At 62.7% G+C, this 23,437-nt stretch carries 26 protein-coding genes and 1 pseudogene; 17 read left to right on the forward strand and 10 right to left on the reverse strand.

What is annotated here, in order from left to right; translation table 11 throughout:
- The first annotated feature begins 9 nt into the window (after positions 1–9).
- Both NKI58_RS02220 and NKI58_RS02225 read left to right on the forward strand, forming a co-directional pair.
- On the forward strand, positions 10–657 hold the full coding sequence (locus NKI58_RS02220; RefSeq protein ID WP_352783114.1) for a thiamine phosphate synthase: 648 nt from the start codon (positions 10–12) through the stop codon (positions 655–657).
- 1 nt (position 658) lies between these two features.
- A complete protein-coding gene (locus NKI58_RS02225) occupies positions 659–1,690 on the forward strand; it encodes a tetratricopeptide repeat protein (protein WP_023678013.1) in 1,032 nt (343 codons plus the stop codon).
- A 42-nt stretch (positions 1,691–1,732) separates the two neighbouring features.
- Here the strand turns inward: NKI58_RS02225 and NKI58_RS02230 are convergent, their stop codons facing one another.
- Positions 1,733–2,749, reverse strand: coding sequence for a zinc-dependent alcohol dehydrogenase family protein (locus NKI58_RS02230; RefSeq protein ID WP_352783111.1), 1,017 nt, complete (start codon positions 2,747–2,749; stop codon positions 1,733–1,735).
- Positions 2,750–2,861: 112 nt separating this feature from the next.
- On the opposite strand from NKI58_RS02230, the gene NKI58_RS02235 reads away from it, so the two are divergent.
- The 7 genes from NKI58_RS02235 (at position 2,862) to NKI58_RS02265 (ending at position 8,961) form a co-directional block, all read left to right on the forward strand.
- A complete protein-coding gene (locus NKI58_RS02235) occupies positions 2,862–3,719 on the forward strand; it encodes a LysR family transcriptional regulator (protein ID WP_352783108.1) in 858 nt (285 codons plus the stop codon).
- A 138-nt stretch (positions 3,720–3,857) separates the two neighbouring features.
- Entirely contained in the window at positions 3,858–4,424 is a 567-nt protein-coding gene (gene efp / locus NKI58_RS02240; RefSeq protein ID WP_023678016.1) for an elongation factor P, read from the forward strand.
- 81 nt (positions 4,425–4,505) lie between these two features.
- Positions 4,506–5,306: an inositol monophosphatase family protein gene (locus NKI58_RS02245; protein WP_023678017.1), complete on the forward strand. Its 801-nt coding sequence runs from the start codon at positions 4,506–4,508 to the stop codon at positions 5,304–5,306.
- Between the two features lie 99 nt (positions 5,307–5,405).
- Positions 5,406–6,113, forward strand: coding sequence for a PAQR family membrane homeostasis protein TrhA (trhA, locus tag NKI58_RS02250; protein ID WP_023678018.1), 708 nt, complete (start codon positions 5,406–5,408; stop codon positions 6,111–6,113).
- Positions 6,114–6,228: 115 nt separating this feature from the next.
- The gene (locus NKI58_RS02255; RefSeq protein ID WP_023678019.1) at positions 6,229–7,254 is read left to right on the forward strand and encodes a MotA/TolQ/ExbB proton channel family protein; all 1,026 of its coding nucleotides are present in this window, start codon (positions 6,229–6,231) and stop codon (positions 7,252–7,254) included.
- Between the two features lies 1 nt (position 7,255).
- Complete coding sequence (locus NKI58_RS02260; protein WP_352783105.1) at positions 7,256–8,287, forward strand: peptidoglycan -binding protein; 1,032 nt, start codon at positions 7,256–7,258, stop codon at positions 8,285–8,287.
- 275 nt (positions 8,288–8,562) lie between these two features.
- Positions 8,563–8,961, forward strand: coding sequence for a hypothetical protein (locus NKI58_RS02265; RefSeq protein WP_352454908.1), 399 nt, complete (start codon positions 8,563–8,565; stop codon positions 8,959–8,961).
- Between the two features lie 78 nt (positions 8,962–9,039).
- Here the strand turns inward: NKI58_RS02265 and NKI58_RS02270 are convergent.
- Positions 9,040–9,383 (reverse strand): annotated as a pseudogene (locus NKI58_RS02270) (DUF1304 domain-containing protein).
- 182 nt (positions 9,384–9,565) lie between these two features.
- Between NKI58_RS02270 and NKI58_RS02275 the strand changes: the two are divergent.
- Both NKI58_RS02275 and NKI58_RS02280 read left to right on the forward strand, forming a co-directional pair.
- The gene (locus NKI58_RS02275; protein ID WP_352454909.1) at positions 9,566–11,050 is read left to right on the forward strand and encodes a carboxypeptidase M32; all 1,485 of its coding nucleotides are present in this window, start codon (positions 9,566–9,568) and stop codon (positions 11,048–11,050) included.
- Positions 11,051–11,257: 207 nt separating this feature from the next.
- A complete protein-coding gene (locus NKI58_RS02280; protein ID WP_352783101.1) occupies positions 11,258–13,285 on the forward strand; it encodes a DUF3857 domain-containing protein in 2,028 nt (675 codons plus the stop codon).
- Between the two features lie 118 nt (positions 13,286–13,403).
- Here the strand turns inward: NKI58_RS02280 and NKI58_RS02285 are convergent, their stop codons facing one another.
- Complete coding sequence (locus NKI58_RS02285; RefSeq protein ID WP_352783098.1) at positions 13,404–15,206, reverse strand: ABC transporter transmembrane domain-containing protein; 1,803 nt, start codon at positions 15,204–15,206, stop codon at positions 13,404–13,406.
- 204 nt (positions 15,207–15,410) lie between these two features.
- On the opposite strand from NKI58_RS02285, the gene rpmE reads away from it, so the two are divergent.
- Entirely contained in the window at positions 15,411–15,632 is a 222-nt protein-coding gene (gene rpmE, locus NKI58_RS02290; RefSeq protein WP_006327661.1) for a 50S ribosomal protein L31, read from the forward strand.
- A 69-nt stretch (positions 15,633–15,701) separates the two neighbouring features.
- Here the strand turns inward: rpmE and NKI58_RS02295 are convergent, their stop codons facing one another.
- Positions 15,702–16,343, reverse strand: a complete 642-nt coding sequence (locus tag NKI58_RS02295) for a TetR/AcrR family transcriptional regulator (RefSeq protein ID WP_352783095.1) — start codon at positions 16,341–16,343, stop codon at positions 15,702–15,704.
- Between the two features lie 112 nt (positions 16,344–16,455).
- On the opposite strand from NKI58_RS02295, the gene NKI58_RS02300 reads away from it, so the two are divergent.
- Both NKI58_RS02300 and NKI58_RS02305 read left to right on the forward strand, forming a co-directional pair.
- A complete protein-coding gene (locus NKI58_RS02300) occupies positions 16,456–17,289 on the forward strand; it encodes a Rossmann-fold NAD(P)-binding domain-containing protein (RefSeq protein ID WP_352574691.1) in 834 nt (277 codons plus the stop codon).
- 1 nt (position 17,290) lies between these two features.
- Positions 17,291–17,770 (forward strand): anthrone oxygenase family protein, encoded by a 480-nt coding sequence (locus NKI58_RS02305; RefSeq protein WP_352783091.1) that lies wholly within the window; start codon positions 17,291–17,293, stop codon positions 17,768–17,770.
- Positions 17,771–17,796: 26 nt separating this feature from the next.
- Here the strand turns inward: NKI58_RS02305 and NKI58_RS02310 are convergent, their stop codons facing one another.
- The 4 genes from NKI58_RS02310 to NKI58_RS02325 form a co-directional block, all read right to left on the reverse strand.
- A complete protein-coding gene (locus NKI58_RS02310) occupies positions 17,797–18,105 on the reverse strand; it encodes an Rdx family protein (RefSeq protein ID WP_352574687.1) in 309 nt (102 codons plus the stop codon).
- Positions 18,102–18,896 carry an RDD family protein gene (locus tag NKI58_RS02315; protein ID WP_352574686.1) on the reverse strand — a complete coding sequence of 265 codons (795 nt, stop codon included), beginning with the start codon at positions 18,894–18,896 and terminating at the stop codon, positions 18,102–18,104. Before NKI58_RS02315 ends, NKI58_RS02310 begins: the two co-directional genes overlap by 4 nt.
- A gap of 66 nt (positions 18,897–18,962) precedes the next feature.
- Entirely contained in the window at positions 18,963–19,712 is a 750-nt protein-coding gene (locus NKI58_RS02320) for a YebC/PmpR family DNA-binding transcriptional regulator (protein ID WP_023678028.1), read from the reverse strand.
- 237 nt (positions 19,713–19,949) lie between these two features.
- Positions 19,950–20,273, reverse strand: a complete 324-nt coding sequence (locus tag NKI58_RS02325) for an ArsR/SmtB family transcription factor (RefSeq protein ID WP_023678030.1) — start codon at positions 20,271–20,273, stop codon at positions 19,950–19,952.
- A 51-nt stretch (positions 20,274–20,324) separates the two neighbouring features.
- Between NKI58_RS02325 and NKI58_RS02330 the strand changes: the two genes are divergently transcribed.
- The 3 genes from NKI58_RS02330 to NKI58_RS02340 are packed head-to-tail and all read left to right on the forward strand — an operon-like array spanning position 20,325 to position 21,684.
- A complete protein-coding gene (locus tag NKI58_RS02330; protein WP_352574684.1) occupies positions 20,325–20,807 on the forward strand; it encodes an SRPBCC domain-containing protein in 483 nt (160 codons plus the stop codon).
- 16 nt (positions 20,808–20,823) lie between these two features.
- Complete coding sequence (locus tag NKI58_RS02335) at positions 20,824–21,186, forward strand: VOC family protein (protein WP_023678033.1); 363 nt, start codon at positions 20,824–20,826, stop codon at positions 21,184–21,186.
- Positions 21,187–21,216: 30 nt separating this feature from the next.
- Positions 21,217–21,684 carry an SRPBCC family protein gene (locus NKI58_RS02340; RefSeq protein ID WP_023678034.1) on the forward strand — a complete coding sequence of 156 codons (468 nt, stop codon included), beginning with the start codon at positions 21,217–21,219 and terminating at the stop codon, positions 21,682–21,684.
- Positions 21,685–21,705: 21 nt separating this feature from the next.
- On the opposite strand, the gene NKI58_RS02345 is transcribed toward NKI58_RS02340, so the two are convergent.
- Positions 21,706–22,470 (reverse strand): TerC family protein, encoded by a 765-nt coding sequence (locus NKI58_RS02345; protein ID WP_023678035.1) that lies wholly within the window; start codon positions 22,468–22,470, stop codon positions 21,706–21,708.
- Positions 22,471–22,540: 70 nt separating this feature from the next.
- Positions 22,541–23,365 carry a TIGR00282 family metallophosphoesterase gene (locus tag NKI58_RS02350; RefSeq protein WP_023678036.1) on the reverse strand — a complete coding sequence of 275 codons (825 nt, stop codon included), beginning with the start codon at positions 23,363–23,365 and terminating at the stop codon, positions 22,541–22,543.
- Positions 23,366–23,437: the final 72 nt, after the last annotated feature.

Here is a 23,437-nt window from a genome sequence, read left to right on the forward strand (position 1 = left end):
CGAACACCAATGAATGACGCAACGCCGTCCAATCGCTGCCGCATCGTGCTGATCGCGCCGCCGAACGTGCCGGCCGAGCGCATCGCCGCGGCTTTCGACGGCGGTGACGTCGCCTCGCTTATCCTGCCGGAAAACGGTATGGACGAGGCCTCTTTCCAAGCCTTTGCCGAGCAGATCGTGCCGGTGGCGCAAGCGGCCGGCATTGCCGTCATCATTGCCGGCGACACCCGCATCGCCGGCCGCGTCCAGGCCGACGGCATTCATGTCGAGGTCGGCAAGGACGAGCTCGCCGAAACGATCGAACACTTCCAGGCCAGGATGATGGTCGGCACCGGCGGCGCCAAGACCCGCGACGATGCGCTGGAACTCGGCGAGGTCAGGCCTGATTACATTTTCTTCGGCCGTTTCGGCTACGACAACAAGCCTGAGCCGCACCCGCGCAACCTGTCGCTCGGGCAATGGTGGGCGGACGTCATCCAGATCCCCTGCATCGTCATGGCCGGATCGGATCTTGCCTCGGTGGAAGCGGTCGCCGCCACCGGCGCCGAATTCGTGGCGCTGTCCAGCGCCGTCTTCGCCGAGGGCGTCGATCCGAAGATGGCGGTCGCCGCCGCCAACGCGCTGCTCGACGAAACCGCGCCGCGCTTCGAGGACTGACGTGCTCTCGCGGAAAATCCTTTTCAGCGCCTTTCTCGCAACGGCCGTGACGCAGGCGATTGCGGCGGAACCCGTTCCTCTGCCGCAGCCCAGGCCGGATTCCAGCGAACCTGCCGACAAGCCGATCGCCGCACAATTGCCGCAGCCCGCCACCACCGCCCCGTTGCCGTCGGCCGACACCATCAACCCCGACCGCTTCGGCGCAAAGCCGTCCGACGCTGCCTACGGCGCCTTTCAGCGCGGACTCTACAAGACGGCCTACAACCTTGCGCTTTCGCGCGCTCAAAACGGCGATCCGGCGGCACAGACGCTGGTGGCCGAAATATTGTCGCGCGGCCTCGGCGTGCCGGTCGACGCGGCAGGGGCGGCGAAGTGGTATGCGCTTGCCGCCGAGCAGGGCGTCCCGGAATCTCAATTCCAGTATGCGCTGATGCTGCTCGACGGCCGCTACGTCAAAAAGGACGAGAAGGAGGCCTATGCGCTGATGCAGGCCGCCGCCGAGGCCGGCAACCGCCTGGCGCAGTTCAATTTTGCGCAACTGATGGTCGAACAGGAGCCCGGCGATGCCGGGATTGCCAAAGCCGTATCCTATTACGAGCGCGCTGCCGCGACCGGGCTTGCCGACGCACAATATGCGATGGCACAGGTCTACGCCAACGGCGCCGGCGGCAAGCCGCGCGACGATGTCCGCGCCCGCGGCCTGCTGGCACAGGCCGCGCGGCAGAACTACGACACCGCACAGATCGATCTCGCAACCTGGATGATCGAGGGGCGCGGCGGCGCCCGCGACCTGAAATCCGGCTTCAACTGGATGAAGCAGGCCGCAGAAGGCGGCAATGTCGCCGCCCAGAACCGTCTCGCCAAGCTCTACATGAACGGCATCGGCACCGATCCGGATCTGATCCTAGCCGGCGCCTGGTATGTTGTCGCCCGCCGCGCCGGGCTCATCGACCAAGAGATGGACGATTTCCTGCAGGGCCTGACCGACGAGCAGACGCAGCAGGCGCTGCAACGGGCCAACCGCCTGCCCTGACCGCGGTCTCGCGACTCATCGCACCGGGCTCGTCAGGCGGGCTCATTGCGTATGATCGAGCACGACCTTGCCGAAGGGCGAGCCGTGTTCAAGGTACCGAAAGGCTTCGGCGGCCCGGCTCCATGGCACGACCCGGTCGATCACCGGTCTCAACCGGTTGACGACAATGGCGCGGTTCATCGCCTCGAAGGATTCGCGTGAGCCCACCGGTATGCCTCGCGCCCGGACCTGCCGGCGGAAGATGTCGAGCGGGTTGATGGCGCCGTCACTGCCGCCGAGATAGCCGATGACGTTGATCTGGGCGCCGCGCGCCGCTGCCCTCAGCGATTGTGGAAAACTCTGCGGTCCACCAACCTCGATGATATGGTCGGCGCCGCGGCCATCCGTCAATCCCAGCACGGCCGATGCCCAATCGGGGACGCTGCGATAGTTCACGCCATCCTGCGCGCCAAGTTGCTTTGCCCGCGCAAGCTTCTCGTCGCTGCTCGACGTCACGATGACGCGCGCCCCGGCAGCGGCGGCGAACTGCACCGCAAACAGCGAAACGCCGCCGGTGCCGAGGCAAAGCACGGTGTCGCCGGGTTTGACGCTGCCCTCCGTAAACAGCGCATGCCATGCCGTCACGCCGGCGCATGGCAGCGTCGCCGCCTCGAGGTCGCTCAGATTGGCCGGCGCCAGCACCGCCGCCTGTTCGTCGAGCCGGGCAAATTCGCTGAGCAGCCCGTCGATCGGGCCGCCACGTTGATAGGATGGCTCGGCCATGGCGAAACTGCCGCCGACCCAGCGCTGCCAGAACGTGCCGCAGACCCGGTCGCCGATCTTGAACCGGCTGACCTCGGCGCCGATGGCAACGACTTCGCCGACGCCGTCCGACAGCGGCACCAGCGGCAATGCAAACTTCGTGTGATAGCTGCCGCGAACGATCTCGGCATCGCGGAAGTTCAGCGCCGTCGCCTTGACCTTCACAATCATCTCCTGGCGCCCTGGCTCAGGCATCGGCCGCTCGACCATTCTGAGGCTCTCGAGGCCGCCCGGGCTTTGTAATTCGATCGCCTTCATCGTCGTTCCTTTCCAGCTGGGTCCTGCCGGAAGAAAATCGCTTGCCATCCATTGGATTTCAAATTCATAATGTTCAGGATAATTATGCTTCTCTGACATGTTCGGGTGTGTCGTGCTTGAAGAACTGAAAACACTGGCCCTCTTTGCCGAGGAGGGTTCGATTCAGAAGGTGGCGCAACGCCTGCCATTGACGCAGCCGGCCGTCACCCGCCAGATCCAGCGGCTGGAGGAGATGCTCGGCACGGAATTGCTCGACCGCCGGCTAAAGCCGTCGCGACTGACCCCGGCCGGCGTAGAGGTGCTGGCACGCGGCAAGGAAATTCTCGCCGCCGTCGCCGCGCTGAGAACATTCGCCAAGGGCGACGAGCCGGAGGGCCTGCTGCGGCTCGGCCTCGCGCATGGACTTTGCGACAAAGCCGTGGCCGCCGCCATTGGTGATGCCGTGGCGCGGTTTCCGAAGGTCTCGCTGCGTCTGAAGAGCGGCTGGAGTCTTGAGCTGGCCGACCAGCACAAGCGCGGACAGCTCGACCTCGCCTTCATCCTGGACGGCAGCAATTCCAAAACTAGAGACGGCGTTGTCGGAACCGAGCCCCTCGGCATCATCGCTGCCGAAAACACCAGCCGGCAAGCCGACGTCAAGACCATGCCCTGGATCCTCAGCCCTGAGCCTTGCGACGCGCGCCGGCGGCTGGCGGCTGCCCTTGCCGAGGGCGGGAACAGATTGACTGTCGGCGCCGAGATTCAGGACAGCGCGCTGCAGATCGACTGGGTTCGTCGAGGCCAAGGCCTTGGTCTGCTACCCAGGCGGCTGCTGCGGGAAAAGCTGCCGGAGGGCATTGCCCTGGTCGATGCTCCCGGCCTCGAGCTGTCGCTGCGAATTGTCGTCCTGCGGTCGCCGCACCTGCATCTTTTGACAGAGGTCGCCGACGCAGTGACCGAGGCCGTCACCGCGACTGTCAGGGCGGACTGAGGCCGCCACGCCGCACTGCCGGGCCAGCTTCGTTCCCGCTTCATCGGAAGGCGCTCCTTGCCTCTGCTGGCGATTTGTGGTCTTGGAGGCGCCAAATTGCCCTTTGCGGCGATCATCTCATTTCCGGATCACCTCACCATGGCCAAGATCAATGGCAACGAAATCCGTCCCGGCAACGTCATCGAGCACGATGGCGGCCTTTGGGTGGCGGTCAGGACCAACACCGTCAAGCCCGGCAAGGGCGGCGCCTACAACCAGGTCGAACTCAAGAATCTGATCAACGGCACCAAGCTCAACGAGCGCTTCCGTTCGGCCGAGACGGTCGAGCAGATCCGGCTCGATCTGAAGGATTTTTCCTTCCTCTACGAGCAGGGCGACGCGCTGGTGTTCATGGACACCGAAAGCTACGAGCAGCTCGAATTGCAAAAGGAGTTCGTCGGCGATCGCGCCGCCTTCCTGCAGGACGGCATGATGGTGACGGTCCAGCTCTATGACGAAAGGCCGATCGGCATTTCGCTGCCCGACCAGGTGACGCTGACCATCACCGAGGCCGACCCGGTGGTGAGGGGCCAGACGGCAGCCTCGTCCTACAAGCCGGCGATACTCGAAAACGGCATCCGCGTGCTGGTGCCGCCGTTCATCGGCTCGGGCGAGCGCATCATCGTCGATACCAACGAAATCACTTACGTGCGCCGCGCCGACTAAGGCGTGATCCCAAAGAGTTGCAGACTTTTTGGATAAGATCATGCGTCAAGGCAAATAGGCGCAGCGACAGGAAGAACAGCAATGGCGCGTTCCGCGATCCTCAATGTCATGGTCCAGGCCGCAATGAAGGCCGGCCGCTCGCTGTCGCGTGACTTCGGCGAAGTGCAGAACCTGCAGGTCTCGATGAAGGGGCCGGGCGACTATGTCAGCCAGGCCGACCGCAAGGCCGAAGACATCGTCTTTGCCGAACTCTCCAAGGCGCGGCCCGGCTACGCCTTCCTGATGGAGGAACGCGGCGTAATCGAGGGCGACGACGGCCAGCACCGCTGGATCGTCGACCCGCTCGACGGCACCACCAATTTCCTGCACGGCATTCCGCTCTTTGCCGTTTCGATCGCGCTGGAGCGCCAGGGCCAGATCGTCGCCGGCGTCGTCTACAATCCGGCGATGGATGAGCTCTATACCGCCGAGCGCGGCGGCGGCGCTTTCATGAACGACCGCCGGCTGCGCGTCGCCGGCCGCACCAAGCTGGTCGATGCGGTGATCGGCTGCGGCATGCCGCATCTCGGGCGTGGCCAGCACGGCAATTTCCTCATCGAGTTGCGCAATGTCATGGCCGAGGTCTCTGGCGTCCGCCGTCTCGGCTCGGCCTCGCTCGATCTCGCCTACGTCGCCGCCGGCCGCATGGACGGGTTCTGGGAAACCGGCCTGTCGGCCTGGGATGTCGCCGCCGGCATTTTGCTGATCCGCGAGGCGGGCGGTTTCGTCTCCGATTTCGCCGGGGGACAGGATGTGCTGAACGCCGGTTCACTGGTCGCCGGCAACGAACTCATCCAGCGCGCGCTGTTGAAGACTATCAAAAGGCCACTCTCAGCCGGCTGATAGAGGCACGCCGCGCTGAACAGCCGCAGTCGCAAAACCGCAACCAAAGCTTGAAATACTGTCCCGCGGCCGCCCAGATAAGGTGGCGCAGGATCATCGATGACGAACAGCCGGCCCCAACCCCAGAGCGAACTCTCCCAGCTCGACATTCCCTTTATGGGGCGCTGGCATTACTCGCGCGCCGAGATCATCGCCGACGGCATTGTCCACGCCGTGGGCATCGTGCTGGCGATCGCTGCCGGCTCGACGCTGCTGGCACTGGCCGCCTATCGAACCGGCCCCGGCGAATACGTCGCCGCCGCCTTCTATGTAGTCTCGCTGCTCACCGTGCTGTCGGTTTCGCTGGCCTACAATGTCTGGCCGGTGTCGTCGCCGGCAAAATGGATATTGCGGCGCTTCGACCATGCCGCGATCTATCTGCTGATCGCTGCCACCTACACGCCTTTCCTGGCCCAGCTCGGCGGCTCGCCGCTAGCCGTTTCCATGATCGTCCTGGTCTGGACCGCCGCGGCGGTCGGCATCGCCATCAAGGTCTTTCTTCCCGGCCGTTTCGACCGGCTGGCGATCGTCTTCTACCTAGCCATCGGCTGGAGCGGTATCGTTCTGGTGGAGCCGCTCGTGCGGACGCTGCCGGCGACATCGATCGCGCTCATCGTTGCCGGCGGCATCGTTTACTCCTGTGGCGTGATCTTCTTCGCCTGGAAGGGCCTGCGCTTCCACAATGCGCTGTGGCATGGCTTTGTCGTCACCGGCGCCGGCCTGCATCTGGCCGCCATGGTCGACTGCCTGGTCATCAACCGGCTTTGACCTCCGGTCGCGGACAGTGGCAATATTGCCAAGCGCCATTCAATTTCGTCACAATTCCGTTTAGAGTCGCAAACACAAATTGATCGGCGGCGACGGCATCGGAAACGGGGCACGGATGACTCTTCTCAGATCCTTCGGCATGGGCAGGCGCTCCGACGTTCTGATCTACGACCCGCACAAATTGTCGAGCCCGCAGGTGTTTCTGCTGACCATGGTGATCTTTCTGTTCATCGTGGCCTTCATCGCCGCCATCCTGACCCGCCAGATCTCGACCGCCTTCGTCACCAATCCCGGCCTCAACGGCCTGATCATCGGCGTGCTGGCGGTCGGCATCCTGCTGGCCTTCGTCCAGGTCGGCCGGCTGTTCCGCGAGGTGCGCTGGGTCAACTCGTTCCGCGCCGGTTCCGAAACCACCGAACCGGTGTTGCTGGCGCCGATGAAGGCGATGATCGGCCGCTCCTCGACGATTGCTTTCTCGACCAGTTCGATGCGCACCATGCTGGATTCGATCGCCACCCGGCTCGACGAAAGCCGCGACACGTCGCGCTACCTTGTCGGACTGCTGGTGTTCCTCGGCCTGCTCGGCACCTTCTGGGGCCTGCTCAACACGATCGGCTCGATCCGCGAAACCATCGAGTCGCTCGATCCCGGCACCGGCGATGCCGCGGCCGTGCTCGAATCCCTGAAGCAGGGGCTTTCCGCTCCGTTGGCCGGCATGGGCACCGCCTTCTCGTCCTCGCTGTTCGGCCTCTCCGGCTCGCTGGTGCTCGGCTTCCTCGACCTGCAGGCCGGCCGCGCCCAGACGCGCTTCTATACCGAACTCGAAAACTGGCTGTCCTCGGTCACCGACCTGTCCTCCGACATCGTCGTTGCCGACGCGGCCAAGACCGAACCCTCCGAGGAAATCCGGCTGTTGTCGGAAAAGCTGCGCACTCTGCAGGAGAATGGCGGCGGCTCCAATCCGCGCGTCGCCACCGCCATGGCCAATCTCGCCGACGGCATTTCCGGCCTGGTCAAGAACATGCGCTCGGAGCAGCAGATCATGCGCGACTGGGTCGAGGCCCAGTCCGACGAGCAGAAGGCGATGCGCAACACCCTGGAGAAGATCGCCGACGCCTTGAAGAAGCCTGGAGTGCATTGACGTGGCGTTGGCACGAGGCCGGCGCTCCGACCGCCGCATCGATTACTGGCCGGGCTTCGTCGATGCGCTGTCGACGCTGCTGTTGGCGATCATGTTCCTGCTCACGGTTTTCGTGCTGGCGCAGTTCCTGCTCGGCCGCGAGATCTCCGGCAAGGACACGGTGCTCAACCGCCTCAATTCGCAGATCAACGAGTTGACCCAGCTTCTGGCGCTGGAGCGCTCGACGACGCAGGACAAGGAGGACACCCTTGCCAATTTGCAGGCATCGCTGTCCGCATCGGAGGCGGAAAAGAGCCGGCTCGAGCAATTGCTGGCGCAAGGCGCCGATGCCGGCGATGCCGCCAACCAGCGCGCGACGGCACTTTCCGGCGAGCTCGACAGCCAGCGCCAGATCAGCCAGCAGGCGCTGAGCCAGGTCGAGATCCTCAACCAGCAGATTTCGGCGCTGCGCAGGCAGATCGCAGCGCTCGAACAAGCGCTCGACGTGTCCGAAACGCGCGACCGCCAATCCAACACCAAGATCGCCGATCTCGGCCGCCGCCTCAACGTCGCACTGGCGCAACGCGTGCAGGAGCTAAACCGCTACCGCTCCGATTTCTTCGGCCGCTTACGTGAAATTCTTGCCGACCGCGAGAACATCCGCATCGTCGGCGACCGCTTCGTCTTCCAGTCGGAAGTGCTTTTCCCGACCGGCTCCGAGGTGATCAACGATGCCGGCAAGGTCGAGATGAAGAAGCTCGCCGATGCCATCATCGAATTGCAAAAGGAAATCCCGCCGGAGATCAACTGGGTGCTGCGCGTCGACGGCCACACCGACAACAAGCCGCTCTCCGGCACCGGCCGCTACCGCGACAATTGGGAATTGTCGACGGCGCGCTCGACATCGGTGGTCAAGTTCCTGATCGAGAACGGCGTGCCGGCCAACCGGCTGGTCGCGGCCGGCTTCGGCGAATTCCAGCCGCTCGACCCCGCCGATACCGAAGAGGCGCGCAACAAGAACCGCCGCATCGAGTTGAAGCTGACCGAGCGGTGATCTGCAGGCCTTTGGCTTGTATCATGCGCCAGGTCGGGCCAGGTCGAGCCGGCTCAAGTCGGCGGCATTTAGGGCACTGGTGCGGCAGCGGCAAGAGCTGAAAAAAATTACCTTTTTTTAATTACACTTTGCCGCCATGGCCTTTTAGCCTTGGTCATGGGCCGAGAACCGCCGGCGGTGGAACCGCTCATCGCGACGCGACGGAACCTGACGGCCCGCGGCCGGAAGGCAGGACCCTCCCAACCACCGCCTTCCCCAGTAAAGGAGACGCAACCATGCGCTTCTTCGCTCCCAGGAATCTCAGGACTGCTACGCTCGCCACACTGCTCCTCGCCGTTCCGTTTGCTGGCGCTTACGCCGGCCCGCGTGCGACGGCCTTGATCAATCAGATCCAGAGCGTGGAGACGGGTATCCAGGGCGCCATCCGGGCGAACAAGCTCGAGCCGGGCGAGGCACGTGACTTGCGCACGCAGGTCGCTCAACTCGATCGGGCCGCCCAGAGGGCCGCACGCGATGGAACCATGCCGAGCACGCAATATCAGCAGTTGCTGGCGCAGCTCGACGATGTCAGCCAAAAGCTGCGCGCTGACACCGGCAGTGCCTTCCTCATCGGCAACGGCGCCGATGGCGGATACTATCCCAACGGCTATGGCCCAACTTATCCAGGCGGCTGAAATCGGCCGCAGTGCCCGGCGCTGTGGCAATTGATTTGCGCATGATCCCGTTCCAGCTTTCGGTTCAGGGATCATGCGCTAGCCCACCGCCAGTGCAATCAGCGCCAGCGCTGCCGGCACTGTCTCGATGAACAGGATTTTACGGCCCGCCGTCGCTGCCGTAAAGGCCGGCGACGGCGACGCAGAGCAGGAAGAAGACTACTGGAAACCGGCTTCGCCGAGGTAAAGCCCCAGATCAGGCTGGCTGCGAGAAAGCCGTTGTAAAGCCCCTGATTGGCCGCGAGCACTTTCGAGGCCCTGGCGAATTCCGGCGTCAGCCTGGATACCATATGGCCGCGCGGCGTGTCCTACAGCACCATCTCAAGATAGACGATGCAGAGGTGGATCACGGCCACCAGCCCGACCAGCACATTGGCGATCATGTTTCGTCTCCGCATCGCGGTCTGCCGCCGCCGGACGACATTGACCACGCACGCCACCGCTTCCACAAGATGCTTTTCGGCCGTTGCAGCCGGCAGTCGATGCGTCGATCGCGGACGGCTTCGGGGTTGCCAACACTTTTGCATTGGTATCTTTTCCCGCCGTCAAATCAGCGGAACCCACAATGTCCTTTCAAAAACTCGACGACCTCGGCCACAAGCTCGAAGCGCTGGAACACGCCCTCGCCATCCTCGGCGCCGACGAGGCGACCCATATGGCGGTCGGCGGCGGCGAGAAGCGCGCAGAGGCAATGTCGGCGCTTGCGGGCATGCACCATGCCCGGGCGACTGCGCCGGAGATTGCCGACTGGATCGCGGCGGCCGAGCAGGAGGCGCTGAACGAAGAGCAGCAGGCCGCGGTCAGGGAATTCCGCCGGCAATACACCAACCTGACCTGCCTGCCGGTCGAGTTCGTCGAGCGCCAGACGACCGCGCGCATGCGCTCCGAGCAGCTCTGGCGCGACCTGCGCGCCAAGAACGACTGGGCGGGTTTCCTACCGGCGCTCGAAGGCGTCGTGGCGCTGGTCCGCGAGGAGGCGGCCCTTCGCGCCGAGGTGCTCGGGCTCGAGCCTTACGACGCGCTCATGGAGCAATATGACCCGGGCAATCGCGCCGCCGACATCACGCCTGTGTTTGTCGAGTTGAAGACCTTCCTGAAAGGCTTCGTGCCGGAGGCACTGGCCGTGCAGGAAGAGCGGCTGGCGAAACATCCGCTGAAGCCGCTTTCCGGCAGATACCCCTTGGACAAGCAGCGCGAGCTTGGCCTCGCCATGATGGCGGCGGTCGGCTTCGACCTCACCCACGGCTCGCTGTCGGTTTCGCACCATCCCTTCTGCGGCGGCGTGCCGAGCGACGTGCGCATCACCACCCGCTACAAGACCTCGGATTTCCTGTCGGCGCTGATGGGCGTGCTGCACGAGACCGGCCATGCGCTGTACGAGCAGAACCTGCCGAAGGCGTGGGCGCACTGGCCTCTGGGCAGAGCGCGCGGCATGGCGGTGCATGAAAGCCAGAGCCTGTTCGTCGAAAAGCAGATCGGCCGCAATCCAGAATTCTGGCGCTGGGCGCTGCCGGTGGTCGAAAGACACCTCGGCGAGAGCTGGACGATCGACGACATCCTGCCGCATGTACACCGGGTCGAGCGCGGCCTGATCCGCGTCGATGCCGACGAGGTCACCTATCCGCTGCACGTCATCCTGCGCTACGAGCTGGAGCAGGAGCTTGTCTCGGGACGGCTGGAAGCAGCCGACCTGCCCGAAGCCTGGGATGCCAAGATGCGCGATTATCTCGGCCTGTCGACATCAGACAATCCGGCTGACGGTCCGATGCAGGACGTCCACTGGCCGGGTGCCGCCTTCGGCTATTTCCCCTCCTACACGCTGGGCGCCATGATGGCGGCGCAGCAATGGGCGGCGCTGACCAGGGATCATCCTTCAGCCGACGAAGACCTCGCCAAGGGAGATTTCGCCGCGATCAACGACTGGCGCCGCAAAAGGATCTGGTCGCAAGGCTCGCGCTGGTCGACACCGGAACTGCTCGAACGCGCTACCGGCGAAAAGCTCGATGCCGCACATTTCACTGACCATCTGAAGAAGCGGTACGGGAACTGAGCCGCTTCGTCTATTCCAGGTTCTTGCCGCGGTGACTTGCAGAAATCCGCGAAACTGGCCTTTACTTTGGTGGGAAAGCCTCTGAAAAAGGAGTTCTTCCAAGTTGGGCGAGCGTAGATGTCTGTCTGTTACAGTTTTCATAGGATGAAGTCTTTCTGGCCCCGCTTGGTATTTTTCATCTTATTGATCGGCCTGAGTTCTCCGGCCATGTCCGACGACATGGTTCTCAAGGGTCCGGCAGAAAGCTGGGTAAAGCAGCTTGATATTCCGGCTGCCGATCCCACCCGATCGGATCAAATCAAGAATGGCGTTTCATGGCTGCTCTCGGACGACCAGATCAAGCATCGCGCCGGCGGCTATGTCGAGTACTCGCGCACCGTCTATAAAATCGTCGACCGTCCCGGCCTGGATCGTGGCGCGAGTATCGATCTGCAGTTCGATCCGTCCCGGCACAAGGTCACGCTCAACCATCTTCACATCATCCGCGATGGTGCCGTTTTGGACCGGCTGGAAGGCGTCGGATTCGACATCTTCCGCAGGGAAAGAGACGCCGAGAAAGGCGTCTTCGACGGCTGGCTGACAGCACATGTCAACATCGATGACGTGCGTGCCGGCGACATCGTCGATTACGGGTCGACCTACGAAGTAACACCGCTGGTCGGCAAGGACCTTTTCTTCAAGAATTTCTCCACCGAATGGGAAGAGCCGGTAGCGCTTATCCGCACAAGCATCATTTGGCCCTCGGGCCAGCCGCTCCAGATCAAGACAAGGGGAACCCGACTTAAGCCCTCAATCTCCCCGACTGGGCCGGACACCACCTATCTATGGGAAATTCCAAACCCGAAACCGGTCAATGTCGAGGATAACCTGCCCGTGACCTATCCAGGCTGGGGCTCCATCGATGTCGCGTCTACCGCGAATTGGCAAAGTGTGGTCGATGCCGTTGCGCCCTATTACAAGCCAGCGACCGTTTTTCCCTCGGCTTTTGCCGCAAAGCTCGACGACATCGCTCTGCGGCATCCGGTGCCCGAAGACCGGATGGTCGAGGCAATGCGGTTGGTGCAGGACCAGATCCGCTATGTAAGCCTGTCGATGGGTGCCGGTTCCTACGTTCCGCGTGATCCCGCGACGGTCATCCTGAGCGGGTTCGGTGACTGCAAGGACAAAGCCCTGCTGCTGGTTTCATCGCTTGTGCGGCTTGGCATTGCTGCCGAGGTCGCCTTGGCCGATCTCGACGAGGGACGGGCCCTGGACCAGCATCTGCCGGCGCTCCGCGATTTCGACCATGCCATCGTCAAGGCAAGGATCGGAGCAAAGACATATTGGCTGGACGCCACGAACTATCTTCAGGGCGGCAGGGCGCACAATCTCGCACAGCCGGACTACGGCTTCGCGCTGCCGCTTTCCAGCACCGGCGGGTTGGAGAAGATGCCGAGCCCTGTGCTTACCAGCCCGTCGATCCAGATCGCCGAGGAATTCGACTTTCCGCGGAAACCGGGCGATCCCCTCGTGCTGACGGTCTTCTCGACATATGAGGACGCCGATGCCGATTGGATGCGCGGCAATTTCGCCAGCCGGTCGCTGAGCGAGGTGTCGGACGCCTACCTGAAATACTACAACAAGCAATATCCGGGCATCCAAACCATCGCCAAGCCGGAAATCGTGGATCGCCGCGACGGCAACATAGTGAGCGTGAAGGAAAGTTATCGCTTGCCAGCGGAGGCGCTGACGGCCAACGATCTGGCAAAGAATTTCCCGATCCGCGCGGCCGATCTCGGCAACAACTCTCTTCCAACCCCGACAATCGTCGACCGAACCGGGCCCGTCTCCCTCGGCCCCCAGTTCTACCGCCGCCACAAGGTGACCGTGCGCAACCTCAAGGCGAGGTTTTCCGGCGAGTCGATGAAAAACGTCGTGACGCCCTATCTGTCTCTCAAGGCGTCCTGGTCCAACACGCCCACCGAATTTCAAGTTGAATGGAACTTTCAGACGCTGGCGACTGAAGTACCGGCCAAGGCGATTGCCGATTATCTGAAAACCGTCGATGACGTCGCAGACCAAATTCGCTGGCAGTACGATTTTACCTATGAAGAGCCGCCTGCCGATGTGCAGCTCAGCGATCCGGCAAAGGAGCAGCGACAGACCGTCGCCAGCATGCTTTTGTTGTCGTTGCTTGTCGGCGTTCCCCTGTTCATCGCCTATCGACGCGGCAAACGCCGAGCTTTCGGTAGCTGAAGAATCTCGGCGGCCGCTGGGGACCATGATCCCGAAAAGTGGATGCCGGTTTTCGGAAAAGATCATGGTCAAACAAGAAGATGGAGCCTCATCCCGATTTCATCGGGATGGAGCGATGCTACTCGGCCGCGCCCCTGAAAGCATTCGCCCCGGTATCGAACTGCAGCTTGGCCAGCCGCGCATAGATGCCGCCCTTGGCGACCAGGCTCTGATGCGTGCCTTCCTCGACGATGCGGCCGCCATCCATGACCAGGATGCGATCGGCCTTCAGCACGGTTGCCAGCCGATGGGCGATGACGATCGTGGTGCGGCCCTTCATCAGCCGGTCCAGCGCCGTCTGCACCAGCGTCTCGCTTTCGGCATCTAGCGCCGAGGTCGCCTCGTCGAGCAGCAGGATGGGCGCATCGCGCAAAATGGCGCGGGCGATCGCCACGCGCTGGCGCTGGCCGCCCGACAGCGTCACGCCGCGCTCGCCGACCTGGCTGTCATAGCCCTTTTCGAGTTTCAGGATGAACTCGTCGGCCAGCGCGTCCTTCGCCGCCGCCTCGATCTCGGCCTGGCTGGCGCCAGGCCGGCCAAAGCCGATATTGTCGCGCGCGCTTGCGGCAAAGATGGTGACGTCCTGCGGCACGATGGCGATGCGCGCGCGGATCGCGGCCGGATCGGCCTCGCGCAGATCGACCCCGTCGATGACGATCCTGCCGGCCTCCGGATCGTAGAAGCGCAGAAGCAGCGAAAACACCGTGCTCTTGCCGGCGCCGGATGGCCCGACGATCGCCACCGTCTCACCGGGTTTGATCTGAAAGCTCAGGCCATGGACGGCGGCGCGGTCGGGCCGGGCCGGATAGGAGAAGGAGACATCGTCGAAACTGATCGCGCCTCTCGCCTTTGCCGGCAGCGGCTTCGGATCGGCGGGCGCCTGGATCGCGGGTTTCTCGGCCAGAATCTCGGTCAGCCGTTCGGCAGCGCCCGCTGCCTGGGACAGTTCGCCCCAGACCTCCGACAGGGCGCCGAGCGCGCCGGCGGCGAACACCGAATAGAGCAGGAATTGACCGAGCGTGCCCGGCGACAGCGTGCCGTCGAGCACGTCGCGCGAACCGAACCACAGCACCGCCACGACTGACGAAAAGATCATGAAGATGGCGAAGAAGGTGAGAAAGGAGCGGGCAAAGATCGAGGCCCGCGCCGCTTCGAACGCTGCTTCCACTGCGGATGAAAAATACCCGGTTACAAGCTTCTCGTTGGTGAAGGCCTGCAGGGTGCGCACCGCGCCGATCTGCTCGCTGGCGTAGGCGGTGGCATTGGCCAGAGTATCCTGCGCCAGCCGTGACTTGCGCCGCACCGAGCGGCCGAAGGCGACCAGCGGCAGCACGATTAGCGGAATGGCCGCGATGACCAGGCCGGACAGTTTTGGGCTGGTGAAGACCATCATCGCCACGGCGCCCAGGCCGAGGATGACGTTGCGCAAAGCCACCGAGGCGGTGGCACCGACGGCCGATTTGACCTGTGTCGTGTCGGCGGCGAGCCGCGAGACGATCTCGCCCGACTGGGCCGTGTCGAAAAAGGATGGCGACAGTGTTGTGACGTGGGCAAAGACATCGCGGCGGATATCGGCAACGACGCGCTCGCCGAGCGTGATGACGAAATAGTAGCGGCTGGCCGATGCCGCCGCCAGAACGGCGGCCATCACCACCAGCATGGCGAAATATTCGGCAATGAAGCTGGAATCGGAAGCGGAAAAACCGTGGTCGATCATCCGCCGCACGGCCAGCGGCAGCGCCAGCGTCGTCGCCGCCGCGACGGCCAGTGAGACGATCGCGCCGATGACCATTTTGCGGTAATGGGTGATGTAGGGAAACAGGCGCTGCAGCGGCTTCAGCGAGCGCCTGCGCTCGTCTGCATCGCCGCTGATGTTCGCCATGACCGTTTCCTTTGGCCCTTTGAGGCTTGCGCCATCAATATGCGCTTGCCGCGGCCTTGTGATTCAATTCCGGCTGATGTATAGGCTCGCCGACCGTTTTAGAAGCCGTGGCTCCTCAATAGCTGCGGCTTCGAGTTTTAAAAAGGGGCGCATCGACGCAGGCTTTAGCCCGTCGGCAGCACCCGGCAAGCCAGGAACAGACCCATGAAGACCGATATTCATCCCGACTACCACACCATCAAGGTCGTCATGACCGACGGCACCGAATACATGACTCGTTCGACCTGGGGCAAGGAAGGCGATACGATGAACCTCGACATCGACCCGACCACTCATCCGGCCTGGACTGGCGGCCAGCAGACCCTGCTCGACCGCGGTGGCCGCCTGTCGAAGTTCAAGAAGCGTTTCGAAGGCTTCGGCCTCTAAGCCGCATTGGCGTTTCGCAGATCGAGAAACCCGCCTTCGTGGCGGGTTTTTTGTTGCGAAAATACGGCCCTACTCGCCGAGCAACTCGCGCAGGGCCATCCGCTTGTAGGCTGCAACCAGCCTGTCGCCCTCTTTCCGCCCGACCGAGATCGCCAGCCGCATTGTGGCCTCGCCCATCTGCCAGATGAGAAACGCCGTCGTTTCGAGCGCTTCTGGATCGGCGGATGGCCGCAGCCGCTTCAGCACCGCAGTGAGGAATTCGGCGTTGGCCCGGCTGTCGGCGAGCTCAAGTTCGCGCAACGCCTTGTCGGCCTGCGTGCCCGACCAGATGTCGCGCATCACCGGCTCAGCCAGGAACATTCCGTAGTAGATATCCACCAGTTCCGAAAATGCCCGGCGCAGGCCTTCGGCGTCATTGACCTCGGCTAGCGCTGCCGCAATGCAGGCCTGGCTTTCGGCGGTGTAGCGTTCGGCCAGCGCCCAGATGATCGCCCTCTTGTCGGGGAAGAACTGGTAGAGCGAGCCGATCGACACGCCGGCCCTCTCGGCCACCTCGCCCATGCGCATGGCGTCGCTGCCTTGTTCGGCGATCAGCACCGAGGCGGCAGCCAGCATGCGCTCGACCCGCTCACGGCTGCGCTGCTGGCTCGGCGCCCGGCGCGGCGATGCGATCTGGCCGTCCTGTGAATCCGATACGGCAGAGCCTTCCATCACTGTCTCCAGACGAACAATCAACAAATTGGCTTGACTCGCAAAATACGAGGGTTTATCACGTTTTGCAAATGTGAGGATTACTCACATTTTCAAACTGAGGAAAATCGACATGAACCCTACTATAACGAAACCAACTTTGATCCTCGGCGGCACCGGCAAGACCGGCCGTCGCCTCGCCGAGCGGCTGACGGCGCGGGGCCTGCCGGTACGGATAGGCTCGCGCTCGGGCACGCCACCCTTCGACTGGGAAAACAAAGCCACTTGGGAACCCGCGCTTGATGGTGTCGGCGCCGTCTACATCAGCTACTATCCTGATCTTGCGGTGCCCGGCGCGGCCGACACGGTCGGCGCCTTCTCTCGTCTTGCTGTGGAGTGTGGTGTGCGCCGGCTGGTGCTGCTGTCGGGGCGCGGCGAAACGGAAGCGCAACGTGCCGAAGAGATGCTGAAAGCCACATGCGCCGATTGGACGATCCTGCGCTGCGCCTGGTTTTCCCAGAACTTCAGTGAAGGCTTCCTCGTCGAATCTTTGGTGGAGGGCGAGGTGGCGTTGCCGGTCGGCAATGTCGGTGAGCCATTCGTCGATGCCGACGATATCGCGGAGGCCGCCTTTGCCGTACTAACCCGGCAGGGCCATATCGGCCAGCTCTACGAGTTGGCCGGGCCGCGGCTGCTGAGCTTCGCCGACGCGGTCGCCGAGATCGGCAGGGCCGCCGGCCGCGACATTCGTTTCAAGCGGATTTCAAACGCCGAGTTCACCGCCGCCATCGCCGAGCATGAGTTGCCGGCCGAGTTCGCGTGGCTGCTCAACGAGCTGTTCACCGAAGTCCTCGACGGCCGCAACGAGTCGCTGACCGACGGCGTCGAGCGCGTGCTCGGCCGCGCCCCAAAGGACTTTTCCGCCTACGCAACCGAAACCGCCTCAACCGGCATCTGGAGCAACTGACATGATCATGAAACTGCTTCCCACCCTCACCTTCGTCGCTGCCATTGGCTCAGGCGTTGTCGGCGGCGTTTTCTTCGCCTTCTCCAACTTTATCATGCCGGCGCTCGCCCGCTTGCCTGCCGGAGGCGGCATCGCCGCCATGAATTCGATCAACATCACCGTGATTACGCCGGCATTCATGACCGCACTTTTCGGCACCGGGCTGGTCTGTCTTGTCCTCGCCGCCGGCGCTCTTATCGGCTGGAGCCAACCGGGTTCGTTCTGGCTTCTCGCCGGCGCCCTGATCTATGTCGTCGGCACTCCGATCGTGACGATGGTGTTCAACGTGCCGCTCAACAACGCCCTGGCTGCGGTCGATCCGGCAAGCGCCAACGGCGCCGCCGTGTGGGCCACCTATCTCAAGGACTGGGTGATGTGGAACCATGTCCGCACCATCACCGCCATCGTGGCGCTGGGCTGCTTCATCTTCGCGTGGCGGTGAATGCAGGACGGAAGCGTAAAAGGCCTTCAGGCAGGATCTTTTGACTTATCGCCCTTGCGGTCGGCATGGCCGAGATCGCGATCCGGATCGATGACATCGCGAACCAGTTGCTTGAGCTTTGCGGCGTCGGGAAAACCGCCATCACGCTTGCGGTCCCAGACCAGCGTGTCATTGCAGGAAATGGTGAAGATGCCGCCGGTGCCGGGCACCAGCGTCACCTCGCCGAGATCGGTGCCGAAGGTGGACAGCAGTTCCTGCGCCATCCAGCCGGCCCGGAGCAGCCACTGGCACTGGGTGCAATAGGTGATGCGGACGGTGGGCGCCTGTTCGCTCATGTCTCGGTCTCATCTGCGCGGACTGTGGTTACGGCAAATCGATCGTGTATCGGGTCGTTGCCAAGAGCTATGGATATTGCGATCCAGATCGGCCAGACCATAACTAAGACCAACGCAGCGTATGCACCGACAATCTCCAGCTGGGAGAAGTCCTGCGCGACCCCAGGAGCGCTGCCCCAAGCCTGAAAAGCGTACCACCCTCCTGTGGCCATTATAGGCAAAGCGCCGAGAAATTTCATTCCCTGCCGCCGAACAGCCTTTCGTACGGGTAGTCCGATTCTATTTTTGTCATCCTGGTCATGCACTATGAGCGCCGCGAACCGCTTGCCGATTGGCTGGCCAGAGGTCAACTCCATGACAAGGAGATAAGACGCGAGAACGACCAGTTCGAGGAAACCCAAATCCAATGCTGCCGGTCGGAAATTGCCCTGCGAATCCAAATCAAATGAGACGGAGGGATTTCCTTCAGACTGTGAGCCCGAAGCCGTTCCCAGGGCCCATTCGGCGACCGTCAAACCGAACAGCGACGTTCTGCATACCTGCCAATCGTAACGGGCAAGTGATGGATCACTTGCTCCGTTTAACGAAGCCGCCTGACATATTCTCCAGTTCAACCAAAAGCTGCCTTTGACTCCGCCGTCAGTCAGCAGAAACAAACCCGCTACCAGTGCGTAAAGAGGTATCAGGACGATAAGATAGTCGATGATCGAAGCGAACAGCCGGCGCCATATGTCACCCCGGCGAGGCCAGGACATCGCGTCAGCAAAACGAGCCTCGTCAGTGTCAGTCATCCGTCCCCCATCAGTAACTGACAGCTCTAGAAGAAAGATACGTGATCGGTGCGCGGCGTTCTGAACTTACGCCGCGCTGAGCTTTGCCAAGGTCTCCTCGTCGACCTCGAAATTGGCGTAGACGCTTTGCACGTCGTCGTCGTCCTCGAGCGTCGCAACCAGCTTCATCAGCGATTGTGCCCGCTCCTCGTCGACCGCGATATTGGTCTGCGGCTTCCAGATCGGCTTCACCGATTCAGCCTCGCCGAGCGCGCCTTCCAGCGCCTTCGACACTTCGCCAAGATTCTCGAAAGCGCAGTAGATCGTGTGGCCTTCCTCGTCCGACTGGACGTCGTCGGCACCGGCTTCGATCGCCGCGTCCATCACCTTCTCGGCGCTGCCGGCCGATGCCGGATAGTAGATCTCGCCGACGCGGTCCCACATGAACGATACCGAGCCGGTCTCGCCCATCGCCCCGCCCGCCTTGGTGAAGGCAGCGCGCACATTCGACGCCGAGCGGTTGCGGTTGTCGGTCAGCGCCTCGACGATCAGCGCGACGCCGCCTGGCCCGTAACCCTCGTAGCGCACGGCTTCGTAGGTCTCGGCATCGCCCATCGACGCCTTGTTGATGGCGCGCTGGATATTGTCCTTCGGCATCGACACCGCCTTGGCGTTCTGCACCGCAAGGCGCAGGCGCGGGTTCATCGATGGATCGGGCGTGCCGCTCTTGGCGGCGACGGTGATTTCGCGCGCCAGCTTGGAAAACATCTTCGACCGCACCGCATCCTGGCGGCCCTTGCGGTGCATGATGTTCTTGAACTGTGAATGGCCAGCCATGGCACCCCTGTCATCTTCTCGGCTAGAGCATCTGCCGCCTGGTGAACCACCCGGCATCTTGCAAAATGCTCGAATTCAAAATTTCAGAACGTCCTGCTGCGTCCCTGACGGACGGACGGCGCTCGCTGTCGGAATGGCCGGCTTATAGATAAATCGGCTCAATTCGTCCAGCCGCGCCATTGCTGCCGGCACGCAAGGCTTTCAAGATCCGAAAATCGGCAGGCTTCGGCAAACCTTTCATCCCTCAAGATCGGATTTCAGCCGGTCGAGGATGCTGATCGCGTGCGTGGCATATTGACTGATCCAGCGGTCGTGGATGTGCTTGATCGGCAGCGCGTTGAGATGGTTCCAGCGTTCGCGCCCCTCGCGCCGCGCCACGACCAGGTCGGCCTCCTCCAGCACCTTCAGGTGCAGCATGACCGTGCAGCGGTCCATGTCGGGGAAGGCATCGCACAACATGCCGGTGGTCTGCGGCGCATCCTTCAGCCGGTCCAGCAACGCACGCCGGCGCGGATGCGCCAGCGCCTTGAAAACATTGTCGTCTCGCGATTGGCTTGACATGTTATATATCTATAACATATCCTTGAGCCATTCAAGGAAGGAGCTGTGGATATGTCTCTTGGATTCAGGGTTTCTGGCCGCATCGGCAAACCCGTCGCCGAAGTCTTCGATGCGGTCGTCAATCCGAAGAAACTTAGCGGCTACTTCACCACGATCGGCGGCGCCAGCGCACTGCTGGTGGCGGGCGCCACCGTCATCTGGTGGGGCAAGGTTCCCGTCGAGGTCGACGAGGTGAAGAAAGACAGCCGCATCGTGCTGCGCTGGGATGCCACCGACGCCGACGGCAAGCCAGCCTACAAGACCCGCATCGAGATGAATTTCGAGCCGCTCGACGATGGCGGCACCTTCGTCACCATCGCCGAAACCGGCTGGCACGAGAACGCGGTCGGCCTGAAGAAATCCTACCTCAATTGCGAGGGCTGGTCGCAGATGCTGGCCTGCATGAAGGCCTATGTCGAATACGGCATCAATCTGCGCGACGGCTATTACCGCAGCGAGATGAAGGGCGAGCCGGCCAACGAGAACAACATCTGAGAGCAATGGAGTAAGAATGACCGCGAAGATCACCGGCGGCATCAACATCGCGATGAAAGTCCCGCCGCATCAATACCAGGCAACGATCGCCTTCTATCGCGACGTCATCGGCCTGAAGCCATTCACGGCCAAATCGCCGGCCGTCGGGTTCGAACTCGGTCCCAATCGGCTGTGGATCGACGAGGCGCCGATGATGAGCCAGGCCGAGATCTGGCTGGAACTGTTCACCGATGATTTTCCGGCCGCTGCGGAGCATCTCGCCGAGGCCGGCGTCGTGCGCTGCGATGCCATTGAGGCACTGGGTGAAGGCTTTCGCGGCGGCTGGATCACCAATCCGGCCAACATCATTCACCTCGTGCGCGAACCCGATGCCTGGTGAACAGGGCGGCGCCGTGGAAAGGAGGACGCTATGAAAATCCGTGAAACACCGACCGCCGAAGCCGGCATGCTGATAAGGCGGCCGGTCGCCGACGTATTCGAAGCCTTCGTCGATCCGGCGATCACGACGAAATTCTGGTTCACCCATGGCAGCGACAGGTTGGACAGCGGCAAGGAAATCAGTTGGGAATGGCGCATGTATGGCGTCTCGACGACGGTCAATGTCAGTGAGATCGTCGATAACAAGAAGATCGTCATGCAATGGAGCGATCCGCCGACCACGGTAGTGTGGACTTTCGCCGAGATGCCGGGCGGCACGACCTTTGTCGAGGTCCGCAATTTCGGCTTTGTCGGCAGCCCCGATGAGCAGGTCAAGCAGGCGATCGGCTCGACCGGCGGTTTTGCGCTGGTGCTCGCCGGCGCCAAGGCGTGGCTGGAGCAAGGCGTGATGCTCGGCCTGATCGGCGACCGCCATCCGAAGGGTGTGCCGGGGAATTAGGTCAGCCGCGGTGGGCCATCCTCAGTGCCCGCCGCCTTTTGCCTTCTTCCGCCGCCGCGCCAGCATGTTGAGCCCTTCGACCAGTGCCGAAAAGCCCATGGCGGCGTAGATGTAGCCTTTCGGCACGTGGTAACCCATGCCGTCGGCGATCAGCGTCATGCCGATCATCAGCAGGAAGCCGAGGGCCAGCATGACGATGCTGGGGTTCCTGGCGATAAAGTCGGCCAGCGGCCCGGCCGCCAGCATCATCACGCTCACCGCCACGATCACCGCGATGTACATGATCGCGATTTCGTCGGTCATGCCGACGGCGGTGATGATCGAGTCGATCGAGAAGACGAGGTCGAGCAGCAATATCTGGAAAATCGCGCCGGCCAGCGAAAGCTGCAGCGTCTCGCCCATCATGGTGTCCTGGTGATCATCGAGATCGACCGTGTGGTGGATCTCCTTGGTCGCCTTCCAGACGAGAAACAGGCCGCCGGCGATCAGGATCAGGTCGCGCCATGAAAAGCCGTGGCCGAAGGCGGTGAATATCGGCGTCGTCAGTTGGACGATGATTGAGATGGTGGCGAGTAGGATCAGCCGCATCACCAGCGCGGCCGAGATGCCGAGCCGCCGGGCGCGGGCCCGCTGCGCTACCGGCAATTTGTTGGTCAGGATCGAGATGAAGATCAGATTATCGATGCCGAGCACGACCTCCAGCACGATCAGCGTCAGCAGCGCGACCCATGCCGTCGGGTCGGAGACAAAGGCGAAATGCGGCGCCAGGAATTCGACTAGCTGCATGGAGGTCGTCCCCTCTACGATCTAGAGCAGTTTCGCCGGCAATTGGGTATTGCAAGCGTCTATATCAATGTCACGACCAGAAGGATGGAGCCGTTTCCTCCAGCCGCGGGCCGCGGCGAAACGGCGCGATCCGTTCGGTCAGGCCGCTACGGTCGGAAATGTCGACGCCGACGCCGCACAATGTCGCCGGTCCGGTCGACGCCTCGAAGCGGCCTTTCGGCACCTTGGACAAGAATCGGTTGAGCGGCTCCTCCTTGTCCATGCCGAGCGAGGAATCGTAATCGCCGCACATGCCGGCATCGGAAATATAACCGGTGCCGCCATTGAGGATCTGGTGGTCGCCGGTCGGCTGATGCGTATGGGTGCCGACAACAAGGCTGGCACGGCCGTCGACGAAATGAGCGAAGCACATTTTTTCCGAGGTCGCCTCGGCATGGAAATCGATGACGATCGCATCGGCCTGCTCGCCAAGCGGACAAGCGGCAAGTTCGCGCTCGCCGGCCTGGAACGGATCGTCGAGCTCGGGATGCATGAACACCCGGCCCATGATGTTGGCGACCAGCACGCGCGCGCCGTTCCTGGCGATGTAGACGCCTGAGCCGCGCCCCGGCGTACCCTTGGGGAAATTGGACGGACGCAGGAAGCGCTCTTCGCGCGGCGCGAAAATCAGCGCATCGCGCTGGTCCCAGACATGGTTGCCGGTGGTGACGACATCGGCGCCGGCCGAGATCGTCTCGCGAAAAATCTCCTCGGTGATGCCGAAGCCGCCGGCGGCGTTCTCGCCATTGACGATGACGAAGTCGAGCTTGAAATCCGAGATCAGGCCAGGCAGTTGTTCCCACACCGCCGTACGTCCTGTCTTGCCGACCATGTCGCCGAGGAAGAGAAGTCTCATATAAGCGTGATCCCGAACCGAAGGTCAGCGAAGCAACAAGCTGCATGACTTTCGGAAAAGACCATGCGTCCA

The sequence above is a fragment of the Mesorhizobium sp. M0522 genome, assembly GCF_040321085.1.
In the GTDB taxonomy this organism is placed as follows: domain Bacteria; phylum Pseudomonadota; class Alphaproteobacteria; order Rhizobiales; family Rhizobiaceae; genus Mesorhizobium.